Genomic DNA, 12,652 nt, shown 5'->3' on the forward strand with positions numbered 1-12,652 from the left:
GCGTTCCTCGGCCGGCCGGCAGGGGAGACCGGTCGGATCAGAACAGGGTCTCCTCGCCGCCTTCGGCCTTCAGAGGCTCGATGAGCGCCTGTCCGTTGTTGCGGACGTTTCCCACGGCCTTGGAGACGGGGAAGACCTCCAGGTCGCCCGACATCGCGGGGACCAGGAGGGAGCCCGGGTCCCGGGTGGCGGGGTCCAGCCAGGCGTCCTCGTCCGTGACGGTCATGGGCATGCGGTCGTGGATGTGGCCGACGGAGTCGACGGCCTGGGTGGTGAGGATGGTGAACGTCCAGAGCCGGTCATCGGCCTCGTCCGGGGACTTCCAGAACTCGTAGAGGCCGGCCAGGGACAGGATGCCGCCGTCCTTGGGGGTGATGAAGAAGGGCTGCTTCTTCCTCGTCTCCTCGTTCGTGTACCACTCGTAGTAGCCGTCGGCGGGAAGGAGGCAGCGCCGTTTGGCGAAGGCGCGGCGGAAGGACGGCTTCTCGGCGGCGGTCTCCACACGGGCGTTGATCATGCGGTTGCCGATGGAGGGGTCCTTGGCCCAGGACGGGACGAGGCCCCAGCGGAGCATGCGCAGACGACGGACGGGGACCGTCTCCTCCGCCGCCTCCGGGTCCGCCCGTTCCAGGACCGCCGGGAGCAGCTTGGTGGGGGCGGCGTTGTAATCCGCTCTCAGCAGGTCCTCGCCGTCCTCGCCCCAGGTCTCGTCGACCTCGACGTCGAAGGCGTCGAGGAGCTCCTGACGTGATCGCGCCGTCGCGTAGCGTCCGCACATGGGATCAGGCTATGCGGCCGCGCCGACAGTTTCAGGCGCGCCCCGTGGGGCCAGGGTGAGGACCTCGTCCACCAGGCCGAGGACGGGGTCGGCTCCCGGGATGCCGGGGCGGTGGGTGATCAGCAGGACGGTGCGGTCGCCGGCGGCTTCGAGGAGGTCCCGCAGGACCCGGTCGGCGGTGGCGGGGTCCAGGTGGGCGTCGGGTTCGTCGAGGATGAGGATCGGGAAGTCGGCCAGGAGGGCTCGGGCCAGGGCGATGCGCTGGCGTTCGCCGCCGGAGACGGACGCGCCGTGCTCGCCGACGCGGCGGGTCGGGGGCAGGTCGGTCAGGCCGGAGCGGCGCATGGCCTCGGCGACCTCGTCGTCGGACGCGCCGGGGCGGGCCAGGCGGATGTTCTCGGTGACGGTGGTGTCGAAGACGTGGGCGTCCTGCGCGCACAGGCCGACCAGCTCGCGGACGCGGGCGGCGGGCAGGTCCCGCAGCTCCACGCCGCCCAGGGTGATGCTGCCGCGGTACTCCACGAAGCGCAGGAGGGCGGCGGCGAGGGTGGACTTGCCCGAGCCGCTGGCCCCGAAGAGGGCGACCTTGCGGCCTGGCGGGAGGTCGAGGCCGAAGCCCGTCAGGGCGTCCTCGGCGGCGTCGGGCCAGCGGACGCGCAGGTCGCGGATGGTGATCGCGGTGCCCTCGCGGTCGGCGTCACGGGGTGTTCGGGGCTCCTGGACGGGAGGTTCGGCCCCCAGGACGCGGTCGAGCATCTCGTCGTCGGCGCGGGAGCGCAGCAGCTGCTGGGCCGCTGCCGACAGCGTGGTGACGGCCTCGAACGCGGCGAGCGGGGTGAGGACGAGGACGGCGACCAGCAGGACGTCGAGCCGTCCGGCGCGGGCGGCGGGGACCGCCAGGGCGAGCGAACCGAAGACGGCGGCGCAGCAGGCCAGGGTGGTCAGGGCCGTGGCGAGGCCGAGGGACCAGGCGGAGCGGCCCGCCGCCCGGTTCAGCTCCTCGTCGGCGCGCCTGATCCGGGCGAGCCTGCCGGGGGCCGCGCCGTAGGCGAGCAGTTCGGGCAGCCCGCGCAGGGTCTGGGCGGTCAGCGTCGACATCTCGTCGCGGCTGCGCGCCTCGCGGACGGCGGCCTTCCTCGCCGCCCGCGCCGCCAGCCACGGGGCGGCGATCCCGCCGACGAGCAGCCCGGCGAGCAGGACCAGTCCGGCGGAGGGGAGCAGCCAGAACTGCAGGGCGACGGCGGCCAGTCCGGCCACGGCGGCGCCGATCATGGGCAGCCGGCCGCGCAGCCAGCGGTCGGCGGTGCCGTCGACGCCGGAGACGACCAGGCCGAGGGTCTCGGACGTCCCGAGCCGCCCGGGCGCGAGGTCGATGAGCTTCTCGAACACCCGCACGCGGGTGCGCGACAGCAGCCGCAGCGCGGCGTCGTGGGAGACGAGGCGTTCGGCGTAGCGCAGCACCGCCCGGCCCATGCCGAACGCCCGCACCGAGACGATCGCCACCATCAGGTACAGCACGGGCGGCTGCTGGGCGGCGCGGGAGATCAACCAGCCGGAGGAGGCCATCAGGCCGATCCCGCAGATCAGCGTGGCCGCCCCCAGCAGGGCTCCGAGCGCCAGACGGGCCCCGGTCCCCTTCATCGCCCCGGGTGCTCTCACGGCTCCGATCCCCTTCATGGCGTGGCTCCCGCGGTGGCGAGGCGCCGTGCGGCCGGGCACGTCACGATGGTGTCGGCGTGCGCGGCCAGGGCGCGGCGATGGGTGATCAGCAGGGTGGTGCGGCCCCGGGTCACGGGCCCGAGCGCCTCTCGGATCTCGAGTTCGGTGGCCGGGTCGAGGTGGGCGGTGGGCTCGTCGAGCAGGACCAGGCGCACGTCCAGGAGCGCGCAGCGCAGGTGCACGCGGGCGAGGGCGATGCGCTGGGCCTGTCCGGCGGACAGGCCGTGCCCTTCCTCGCCGAGCGGCGTGTCCAGGGTGGTGTAGCCGAGGACGCCGGTGGCCTCCGCCGCGGCCCGCACGGCCTCCCCGGAGGCTCCGGGGACGGCGATCGCGATGTTCTCTGCGACGGTCCCGGGGAAGAGGTAGGGGTTCTGGGACATCCAGGCGATCTGTTCGCGCCAGGCCTCCCAGTCGGTCCCGGGCGTGAGCTCCGTGCCGTCCACGTCGACCCGCCCGGAGACCGGCCGCGTGAACCCCATCAGGGCCGCGACCAGGCTGGACTTGCCCGATCCGGACGGCCCGACCAGTGCGGTGGTCCCGCCGGGCTCCAGGGTGAGGGTCGCCGGGGCCAGCCCCTCCCGGACGACCAGCGAGCGGATCTCCACCCGGGGCGCGCCGGAGCCCCGGGGCGCCGGCGCGGTGGGAGCGGGCCGCTCCTCTCCCAGCGACGAGAAGATCTCCTCGGCCGCCGCCAGGCCCTCCTGCGCGGCGTGGAAGTGGGTGCCGACCTGGCGGAGCGGCAGGTAGGCCTCGGGCGCGAGGATCAGGACGAACAGGGCGGCCTCGAAGGCCATCCCGCCGTGGACGAGGCGCAGTCCGACCGACACCGCCACGACCGCCACCGACAGGGTCGCGGCGAGCTCCAGGGCGAGAGAGGACATGAAGGCGACCCGCAGGGACTTCAGGGTCGCCTTGCGGTGCTCGCCGGAGATCCTCTCGATCTCCCGAACCTGGAATTCGGCGCGGCGGAAGACCTTGAGCGTGGTCAGGCCGGAGACGACGTCGGCGAAATGTCCCGCCAGCACCTCCAGCGTCCGCCACTGGCGCTTCGTCCTGGCCTCGGTGTAGGTGCCGATCAGCGCCCCGAAGACCGGGATCAGCGGCAGCGTCACCGCGACGATCACCGCCGTGCCCGGATCGGTGAGGAACAGCGCGACCAGCACCGAGACGGGCACGATCACGGCGAGCACGAGCTGCGGCAGGTACCGCGAGAAATACGGGTCCAGCGCGTCCACCCCGCGCGTCACGAGGGCGGCGAGGGAGCCGGAACGCGCGGGCGTCTCGGCGTCGATCGCCGACTTCAGGACGGCTTCGCGCAGTTCGGCCTTCACTCCCGCCGAGGAGCGGTGGGCGGCGATCTCCTGCGCCCAGGAGAGCAGGGCGCGCAGCGCGAAGACGCCCAGGAGGGCCAGAGGCACGGTCAGCGTGGCGATCGCGTGGGCCAGCAGCCAGGACTGGGCGATCACGCAGGCCGCGCCGAGGGCGCCGAGCAGGACGCACGTGGCCAGGTACGGGACCGTGGAGCGGGCGTACGCGGCCAGGCGCGGATCGAACGGCTTCACAGCGCCGCCGGGATGTGCTCGACGCCGATGCGCTTGCGGAAGACCCAGTACGTCCAGCTCTGGTAGAGCAGGATCAGCGGCAGGAAGATCAACGCCACCCAGGTCATGATGCCCAGGGTCTTGGACGTCGCCGCCGCGTTCTCCACGTTCAGGCTGTTGGCGGGCGAGATCGTGGACGGCATGACGTCCGGGTACAGGCCGAGGAAGAGGGTAGCGACGGCCGCGATGATCGTCAGCCCGGAAAGGGCGAACGCCCAGCCCTCGCGGACCTTGAACGAGAGGGCGATCGCGCCGACGAGGAAGAGCGCGGCCAGGACGGACGTGACGAGCGTCCAGTCCGTCCCGTGTTCGGCCTGGGTCCAGGCCAGGAACGCCACCGCGAGGACGGCCGCGACCGCGCCGAGCCTGATCGACAGCCTGTTGGCGCGCTCCCGGATCTCCCCGGTCGTCTTCAGGGCCAGGAACACCGCGCCGTGGAAGGTGAACAGCGACAGCGTCACGAGCCCGGCGAGCAGCGCGTACGGGTTGAGCAGGTCGAAGAGCGTGCCCACGTAGTGGTGGCCCTCGTCCAGTTTCACGCCCCGGACGATGTTGCCGAACGCCACTCCCCACAGGAACGCGGGGATGAGGGAGCCCCAGAAGATGCAGTGGTCCCAGTTGCGGCGCCAGCGGTCCGTCTCGCCCTTGCCGCGGTAGTCGAACGCCACCGCCCGCAGGATCAGGGCCAGCAGGATGAGCAGAAGCGGCAGGTAGAACCCGCTGAACAGGGTGGCGTACCACTCGGGGAACGCCGCGAAGGTGGCGCCGCCGGCGGTGAGCAGCCACACCTCGTTGCCGTCCCAGACGGGCCCGATGGTGTTGATCGTCACCCGCCGCTCGGTCTCGTTCCGGGCGAGGAAACGGGACAGGATGCCGACGCCGAAGTCGAAGCCCTCAAGGAAGAAGTAGCCGATCCAGAGGACCGCGATGGCGACGAACCAGAGATCGTGGAGATGCATCGGAGCCGTCCTCAGTAGGCGAAGGTGAGCTGGGGCTCGTCGGCGGACTCGTCATCGGAGGGCTTCGGCTCCTCGGGCGGGTCCTTCTTGGCGAACTTGAGCATCAGTCCGAGTTCGACGACCGCGAGGATCCCGTAGAGGACGGTGAAGACCAGCAGCGACGTCAGCACGGTGCCGCCGGGGACCTCGGGCGACACCCCGGCCTCGGTCTTCAGCAGGCCGAAGACCAGCCAGGGCTGGCGGCCCATCTCGGTGAAGATCCAGCCGGCCGAGTTCGCGACGAAGGGCAGCACCGCCGACCAGATGGCGATCTTCCAGATCCACGGCTTGTCGGGCAGCCTGCCCCTGCGGGTCAGCCAGAGCCCGAGCACCGCGATCAGGCCCATCGCCATGCCGGCGCCGACCATGATCCGGAAGCCCCAGTAGGTGATCGGGATGTAGGGCCGGTAGTCGCCGGGACCGTACTTCTCGGTGTACTCGGCCTGGAGGTCGTTGACGCCCTTGACCTCGCCGTCGAGGGTGCCGGTGCCCAGGAAGGACAGCGCGTAGGGCACCTCGAGGGAGAAGACCGGCTCCCGGCCGTCCAGGGTGCCGATGGTGAACAGGGAGAACGAGGCCGGCGCGGAGGTCTCGTACAGGGCCTCGGCCGCCGCCATCTTCATCGGCTGGGTCTCGGTCATGACCTTGCCCAGCAGGTCGCCGGAGACGAAGAAGCCGACCGCGCCGATGAGGGTGGTGACCAGGCCGAGCCGCAGCGAGGTGGCCATGACGTCCTTGTTGCGGCGGCGGGACAGGTGCCAGGCGGAGACCGCGACCATGAGGAGCCCGCCGGTGACCCAGCAGCCGAAGATCGTGTGCGGGACGGTCCACTGCAGGACGGGGTTGGTGAGGACCGCGGTGAAGCTCTCCAGCTCGGCGCGGCCGGTCTCGGGGTTGTAGGTGTAGCCGACCGGGTTCTGCATCCAGGAGTTGGCCGCCAGGATGAAGTAGGCCGACAGCGTGGTGCCGATCGCCACCAGCCAGATGCTCATGAGGTGCAGCCGCTTGGGGATGCGGTCCCAGCCGAAGATCCACAGTCCCAGGAAGGTGGACTCCAGGAAGAAGGCGAGGAGCGCCTCGATCGCCAGCGGGGCGCCGAAGATGTCGCCCACGAAGCGGGAGTAGTCGCTCCAGTTCATGCCGAACTGGAACTCCTGCACGATTCCCGTGACGAGGCCGAGGGCGAAGTTGATGGTGAAGAGCTTTCCCCAGAACTTCGCGGCCTTCTTGTAGCGCTCCTTCCCCGTGCGGTGCCAGGCCGTCTGCAGCACCGCCACCAGCAGGGAAAGGCCGATCGTGACCGGCACGAACAAGAAATGGTAAACCGTCGTCACGCCGAACTGCAGGCGTGCGAGCAGCAGCTCGTCCACGCCACCTCCTCAGGGGGACAGACTCGCCCGATCAGCTTCGGCTTGAAGGTAACCCCGGGTTCTGAGACCCCCGCACCGCCCCCTGTAACGGCTCTCACATCTCCGGGAGAGGCCCCGCGGCCCGCCCGATAGGCTGGTCCCATGACGACGTGGAACGCCCCTCGGGCGCCGAGGCCGCTCAAGGCCGTCGTGGACCTGCCCGGCTCCAAGTCGATGACCAACCGCGCGCTGATCCTCGCCGCGCAGGCCGAGGAGCCGAGCGTGCTGCGGGGCGCGCTGCGCAGCCGCGACACCCTCCTCATGGCCGCCGCGCTGCGCGCGCTGGGCATCGGGGTCCGGGACGACGGCGTCGACTGGCGGGTCACTCCCGCTCCGCCCACCGCGCCCGCCTCGGTCGACTGCGGCCTGTCGGGCAACGTCATGCGCTTCGTACCGCCGCTGGCCGCCCTGGCCCGCGGCCCCGTGTCCTTCGACGGCGACCCGCAGGCCCGCGTCCGGCCGATGGGGCCGCTGCTGGAGGCGCTGCGCGCCCTCGGCGTGTCCGTCGAGGACTCCGGGCGCGGGCTGCTGCCCTTCACGCTGAGCGGCACCGGCGCGGTCGAGGGCGGCCGCGTGACGATCGACGCGTCCGGCTCCTCCCAGCTGGTCTCCGGTCTCCTGCTGAGCGCGCCCCGCTACGCCAAGGGCATCGAGCTCAGGCACGAGGGCCCCCCGGTGCCGTCCGCGCCGCACCTGGAGATGACGGTGCGGATGCTGCGCGAGGCGGGCGCGACGGTCGAGACCGAGCCGGACGTCTGGCGGGTCGCCCCGGGCCCCCTGCGCGGCGGCGAGTACGTGATCGAGCCGGACCTGTCGAACGCCGCCCAGTTCCTGGCCGCCGCCGTGGTCGCCGGCGGGTCGGTGACGGTGCGGAACTGGCCGGCGGCCACCGCCCAGCCCGGCGACAGGCTGCGGGAGCTGCTCCCCCGGATGGGCGGCGAGGTCTCCTACGACGGCCGCGACCTGACCGTGCGCGGCACCGGGCGCGTCCACGGCATCGACGCCGACCTGTCCGACGCCCCCGAGCTGGCCCAGGTGCTGGCCATGGTGGCGGCCCTGGCCGACGGCCCGTCCCGGTTCACCGGCATCGCCCACATCCGCGGCCACGAGACCGACCGGCTCGCCGCGCTCGTCACCGAGATCACCCGCCTGGGCGGCGACGCCGAGGAGCTGCCCGACGGGCTGGAGATCCGCCCGAGGCCGCTGCACGGCGGCGTCTTCCACACCTATGACGACCACCGGATGGTGATGGCCGCGGCCACCCTCGGGCTGGCCGTCCCGGGCATCGAGGTGGAGAATCCGGCCACGGTGGGCAAGACCCTCCCGGAGTTCCTCGACCTCTGGACGAACATGCTGGAGCAGTGAGATAGCACGCCACTGGAAACACCTCGATGAGGACGACGTCCGGGTGCGGCCCGGGCGTGGTTCCCGCCCGCGCACCCGCCAGCGGCCCGCCCACGACGACGCGATCACCGGACTGGTGGTCGCCGTGGACCGCGGCCGCTACCGCTGCCTGGTGCGGCAGAGCCGGCGCAGGCAGGTGGCGGTCACCGCCATGCGGGCCCGCGAGCTGGGCCGCAAGGGCGTGGTCGTGGGAGACACCGTCGGCCTGGTCGGAGACGTGTCCGGGGAGCCCGACGCGCTGGCCCGGGTGGTCAGGGTGGAGCCCCGCACGTCCGTCCTGCGCCGCACGGCCGACGACACCGACGACGTCGAGCGGGTCATCGTCGCCAACGCCGAGCAGCTGGTGATCGTCACCGCGCTGGCCGACCCCGAGCCCCGGACCGGGATGATCGACCGCTGCCTGGTCGCCGCCCGGGACGCGGGCATGGACGCGCTGCTCTGCCTCACCAAGGCCGACCTGGCCGACCCCGCCGGGCTGCTGGAGATCTACGGCCCGCTCGGCGTCCCCCACGTGGTCACCCGGCGCGGCGAGGATCCCGCCGCGCTGCGCGGGCTGCTGGAGGACAGGATGAGCGTCCTGGTCGGCCACTCCGGGGTCGGCAAGTCCACCCTGGTCAACGAGCTGGTCCCGCGGGCCGACCGGGCCGTCGGCCACGTCAACGCGGTCACCGGCCGGGGCAGGCACACCTCCTCCTCCGCCCTGGCCCTGGAGCTTCCCGACGGCGGCTGGATCATCGACACCCCGGGGGTGCGCAGCTTCGGGCTGGCCCACATCCCGCCGGAGGAGCTGATCTTCGGCTTCCCCGACCTGGCGGAGGGCTCCACCGCCTGCCCGCCCCAGTGCTCCCACCTGGACGAGCGGTGCGCGCTGGACGCCTGGGTCGCGGACGGGCACTCCTCGCCCCAGCGGCTGGAGTCCTTCCGCAAGCTCCTCACCAATCGCGATGAAACGGCTGATCAGTAGGCGGGATCGGCTCGCGTCCGGCGTCCTTCGCGGATCCGGCCCTGTCGGCCGAGCCGCCCGAACCGCCGACGAACCCGCACAGGATCGCCGTCACCACACTGACGGCTCCGGTCAGCGGTACCAGCAGTTGGACCGGGTCGGAGCCCTCCACCTGTCCGTCGGAGAGCGAGTGCACGTCGAGCGCGAACATCCCGGTGTAGTGCATGCCGCTGACCGCCACGCCCATCACCAGGGCGGCTCCCAGCGTGGAGAGCCGGCCCTTGACCTTGACGGCGAAGAACAGGGCGGCGGTCGCGGCGACGACGGCGATCACCACGGACAGCGCGACGATCGTCAGGTCGTAGGAGGTCTCGGCCCCCAGGTTCATCGCGGCCATGCCGGTGTAGTGCATGGCGACCACGCCGATCCCGGCCACGGGCCCGCCGACCGTCACGGGCAGCCCGAACCCGACGAGGAACAGCCCCGCCCCGACGAACCCGATCGACAGCAGCACGCTGAAGAGGGTGAGCGGCACCTCGTAGGCGAGGTCGGCGCCGGAGACGCTGAAGCCGAGCATCCCGACGAAGTGCATGACCCAGATCGCGGTGCCGCCGAGGGCGACCGATCCGCCGACCAGCCACCAGATCCGTTCCCCCCGGTCCGCGGTCGCCCGCGCCTGGGCGGTGAAGTGCAGCCCCAGCAGTGAGCCCACCACGGACAGGCCGTAGGCGAGCAGAGGGGTGAGGGGACCGTAGGTGAAGTGGTGGACCTCGAACTCGGGGGGCATGATGATCCTTTTAGTCGGAAACACTGCTATAATCCCGTATCGACCGATTTTTCGGAAGATAGTGCAGGTGCCGCCACCTCTCAGTGGTCGGACATCCCCATGTCGCGCTCCAAACCCTCCATGAACTCGGCTTCCTTCCGGCGTTCGCGGGTGCTGGCCGAGCCGCCGACGATAACGCACAGGATCGCCGTCACCAGACTGACCGTCGCGGTCAGGGGCACCAGCAGTTGCGTCGGGTCGGCGCCCTCCACCGGTCCGTCGGAGACCGAGTGCACGTCGAGCGCGAACATCCCGGTGTAGTGCATGCCGCTGACCGCCGCGCCCATCACCAGGGAGGCGCCGGCGGCCGAGATCCAGCCCCCGGTCCGGGTGGCGAAGAACAGGGCGGCGGTCGCGGCGACGACGGCGATGAGGATGGACAGCAGGAACAGCCCGGGGTCGTAGGAGGTCTCCGCGTTCAGGTTCATCGCGGCCATCCCGGTGTAGTGCATGGTCGCCACCCCGCCTCCGGCCAGCAGCCCGCCGGCCGTCGCGGGCAGCCCGAACCCGACGAGGAACAGACCGGCCCCGACGAACACCACCGCGACCAGGGCGCTGAAGAGGGTGAGCGGCACCTCGTAGGCGAGGTCGGCGCCGGAGACGCTGAAGCCGAGCATCCCGACGAAGTGCATGACCCAGATCGCGGTGCCGCCGAGGGCGACCGACCCTCCGGCCAGCCACCAGCACCGCTCCCGCAGGCCGGACACCGCCCGTGCCCGGGCGGTGCACTGGAGTCCCAGCAGGGAGCCCGCCACCGAGATCCCGTAGGCGAGCAGCGGGGTGAGCGGGCCGTAGGTGAAGTGATGGACCTCGAACTCGGCGGGCATGAGGATCCTTTTGTCGGAAGCGCTCACATACTTCCGCATTGCCCGCTTTTTCGGGAAGAGGGCGTTATCTCTCTGCGATCAACTCGAGGGCCCGGTCCTCGGTCTCGTTCAGCACCCTGATGTGCTCGGGAGCGAGCTCCGCCACGCACTCCGCGATCGCCTGCGTCACCTCGCTGAACGCGCTCTCCTCCACCCCGCGCAGCGCGGCCCGCACCGTCGAGGAGCGCGCGCCGATCACCGACCACTCCAGCTCCAGCCGGGCCAGCGCCTCCTCGCAGTCGCCGGCCAGCTCCGCCGCCTCCAGCGCCAGCGCCTCGGGGATCGGCCCGCGCCCCGCCTTGCGCACCCTCCCGGCCAGCTGGGAGACGCGCCCGGCCAGGGTCAGCCCCTCCTGCGCGGCGGGCAGCACCTGGTGCACCATCTCGGTGGCGGCCTCGGACAGCTCGCCGGTGCGGTCCAGCAGGGTCCGGGCCGCGCTCTGCACCGCCCCCGCCGTCCGCGCGCCGATGTGCTCGAGGGTCAGGCGCTGCTGCTTCTCCAGCACCGGGAGCAGCTCCGCGGCCAGCAGCTCGCGCAGCCGGGGCCTGCCTCCCGCGTGCTCGAGGATGCGCTCCAGCCGCTCCCTGACGTTGCCCTCGATCTCCGCGTCGACCTCGGTGAAAGCCTGGGCCGTCCGGGTGTGCAGGACCTCGATCAGGCCGTGCAGCGCCTCGGTCTCGAAGGGCGCGTTCATCAGGGCGAGCTGCTCCTGAAGCCGCTTGGACACGTCGATGGCCTGCTCCGCCAGCGGGACGAGCCTGTCCGCCAGCTCCTCCATCGTCTCGGCCCTGCGTGGGTCGGTCAGCTCCGCCACCCAGTCCGGCAACACATAAGGCATCCCGTCATGCTCCCACCTCGGCCTCCCCCGCGGGGCCTCCCCGCCGATTCGCCGACCGGCAGGTTGCGGTTCCGTCACGGCCCCTGGGGTATCTCCCGTCCCGGCGGGAAACAGCAGGCCGCCCCGCGACGGGACCGGCCGGATACAGTAGATTTCCACGTCGTGGCCGATGGATACTCTGATGATCTCCGTCTCGCCCACGTCCTGGCGGACGCGGCCGACGACCTGACCACCCGGCGCTTCCGCGCTCTGGACCTGAGGGTCGAGACCAAACCAGACCTCACCCCGGTGAGCGACGCCGACCGGGCCGTGGAGGACCAGATCCGGGGCACCCTGAAGCGGGCGAGACCCCGGGACGCGGTGATCGGCGAGGAGTACGGCAAGAGCGGTTTCAGTCAGCGCTGCTGGGTGATCGACCCGATCGACGCCACCAAGAACTTCGTCCGCGGCGTGCCCGCCTGGGCCACCCTGATCGCGCTGATGGAGGAGGACCGGGTCGTGGTGGGCCTGGTCTCCGCGCCCGCCCTGGGCAAGCGCTGGTGGGCCGCGCGCGGCGGAGGCGCCTGGACCGGGCGCAGCCTGGCCAGCGCCCAGCGCCTCCAGGTCTCGCAGGTCTCCGGCATGGCCGACGCCTCCTTCTCCTACTCCAGCCTCAGCGGCTGGGAGGAGCGGGACTCCCTCGACCGCTTCCTCGACCTCACCCGGGCCTGCTGGCGCACCCGGGCGTTCGGCGACTTCTGGTCGCACATGATGGTCGCCGAGGGACTGGTGGACATCTCCGCCGAACCCGAGGTCAGCCTGTGGGACCTGGCGGCCCTGCAGGTGATCGTCGAGGAGGCCGGGGGGCGGTTCACCTCGCTGTCCGGAGAGGCCACCCCCGACGGCGGCAGCGTCGTGTGCACCAACGGGCTCCTCCACGACGAGGTCCTGCGCATGCTGGCGCCCTGATCCACGCTCCGGGAGGGGGAACCCCGGCGGGGGCGTGTCCGTTTTCAGGACAGCGTCAAGGAAAGGTGGACTCATGTCCCCGCGCACCAAGGTCGTTCTCGTCGGCGGGGCGGCCGCCCTGTTCCTCTGGTGGATCCTGCCGAACTTCCTCGCCACCCTGATCATCCTCGGGCTGATCGCGGTGCCGGTCGCCGCCTACCTCATGCTCGACCCGTCCCAGCGGCGCCGGGTCCGGGCCCAGGGCCGGAAGCGGCTGGGGCCCTGAGCTTGCTCAAAACCGGTAAAGCTTGACACAAGCCCCGATTCGCCGGGGCGGCCCCCG

General features: G+C 71.8%; 12 protein-coding genes. 4 read left to right on the forward strand and 8 right to left on the reverse strand.

Annotation, left to right across the window (positions count from 1 at the left end; translation table 11 throughout):
- Nucleotides 1-37: 37 nt before the first annotated feature.
- The 5 genes from ABD327_RS07570 to ABD327_RS07590 are packed head-to-tail and all read right to left on the reverse strand — an operon-like array spanning nucleotide 38 to nucleotide 6,466.
- On the reverse strand, nucleotides 38-778 hold the full coding sequence (locus tag ABD327_RS07570; RefSeq protein ID WP_344449485.1) for an SOS response-associated peptidase: 741 nt from the start codon (nucleotides 776-778) through the stop codon (nucleotides 38-40).
- Between the two features lie 9 nt (nucleotides 779-787).
- Complete coding sequence (cydC, locus tag ABD327_RS07575) at nucleotides 788-2,437, reverse strand: thiol reductant ABC exporter subunit CydC (protein ID WP_344449486.1); 1,650 nt, start codon at nucleotides 2,435-2,437, stop codon at nucleotides 788-790.
- 14 nt (nucleotides 2,438-2,451) lie between these two features.
- On the reverse strand, nucleotides 2,452-4,059 hold the full coding sequence (gene cydD / locus ABD327_RS07580) for a thiol reductant ABC exporter subunit CydD (protein ID WP_344449487.1): 1,608 nt from the start codon (nucleotides 4,057-4,059) through the stop codon (nucleotides 2,452-2,454).
- Nucleotides 4,056-5,057, reverse strand: a complete 1,002-nt coding sequence (gene cydB / locus ABD327_RS07585; protein ID WP_344449488.1) for a cytochrome d ubiquinol oxidase subunit II — start codon at nucleotides 5,055-5,057, stop codon at nucleotides 4,056-4,058. Before cydB ends, cydD begins: the two co-directional genes overlap by 4 nt.
- 11 nt (nucleotides 5,058-5,068) lie before the next feature.
- On the reverse strand, nucleotides 5,069-6,466 hold the full coding sequence (locus ABD327_RS07590; RefSeq protein WP_344449489.1) for a cytochrome ubiquinol oxidase subunit I: 1,398 nt from the start codon (nucleotides 6,464-6,466) through the stop codon (nucleotides 5,069-5,071).
- A gap of 141 nt (nucleotides 6,467-6,607) precedes the next feature.
- Between ABD327_RS07590 and aroA the strand changes: the two genes are divergently transcribed.
- Entirely contained in the window at nucleotides 6,608-7,870 is a 1,263-nt protein-coding gene (aroA, locus tag ABD327_RS07595) for a 3-phosphoshikimate 1-carboxyvinyltransferase (protein ID WP_344449490.1), read from the forward strand.
- Between the two features lie 43 nt (nucleotides 7,871-7,913).
- A complete protein-coding gene (gene rsgA / locus ABD327_RS07600) occupies nucleotides 7,914-8,873 on the forward strand; it encodes a ribosome small subunit-dependent GTPase A (RefSeq protein WP_344449491.1) in 960 nt (319 codons plus the stop codon).
- Here the strand turns inward: rsgA and ABD327_RS07605 are convergent.
- From ABD327_RS07605 to ABD327_RS07615, 3 genes are all read right to left on the reverse strand, one after another.
- Nucleotides 8,842-9,639 carry an MHYT domain-containing protein gene (locus ABD327_RS07605; RefSeq protein ID WP_344449492.1) on the reverse strand — a complete coding sequence of 266 codons (798 nt, stop codon included), beginning with the start codon at nucleotides 9,637-9,639 and terminating at the stop codon, nucleotides 8,842-8,844. The genes rsgA and ABD327_RS07605 overlap by 32 nt on opposite strands.
- Nucleotides 9,640-9,719: 80 nt before the next feature.
- On the reverse strand, nucleotides 9,720-10,505 hold the full coding sequence (locus ABD327_RS07610; RefSeq protein ID WP_344449493.1) for an MHYT domain-containing protein: 786 nt from the start codon (nucleotides 10,503-10,505) through the stop codon (nucleotides 9,720-9,722).
- A gap of 64 nt (nucleotides 10,506-10,569) precedes the next feature.
- Complete coding sequence (locus ABD327_RS07615; protein WP_344449494.1) at nucleotides 10,570-11,382, reverse strand: hypothetical protein; 813 nt, start codon at nucleotides 11,380-11,382, stop codon at nucleotides 10,570-10,572.
- 162 nt (nucleotides 11,383-11,544) lie between these two features.
- Between ABD327_RS07615 and hisN the strand changes: the two genes are divergently transcribed.
- Together hisN and ABD327_RS07625 are read left to right on the forward strand one after the other, a co-directional pair.
- The gene (hisN, locus tag ABD327_RS07620; RefSeq protein ID WP_344449495.1) at nucleotides 11,545-12,330 is read left to right on the forward strand and encodes a histidinol-phosphatase; all 786 of its coding nucleotides are present in this window, start codon (nucleotides 11,545-11,547) and stop codon (nucleotides 12,328-12,330) included.
- Between the two features lie 73 nt (nucleotides 12,331-12,403).
- Nucleotides 12,404-12,595, forward strand: a complete 192-nt coding sequence (locus ABD327_RS07625; RefSeq protein ID WP_344449496.1) for a hypothetical protein — start codon at nucleotides 12,404-12,406, stop codon at nucleotides 12,593-12,595.
- Nucleotides 12,596-12,652: the final 57 nt, after the last annotated feature.

It is taken from the genome of Actinocorallia aurantiaca (assembly GCF_039533685.1).
GTDB classification, from domain to species: Bacteria; Actinomycetota; Actinomycetes; order Streptosporangiales; family Streptosporangiaceae; genus Actinocorallia; species Actinocorallia aurantiaca.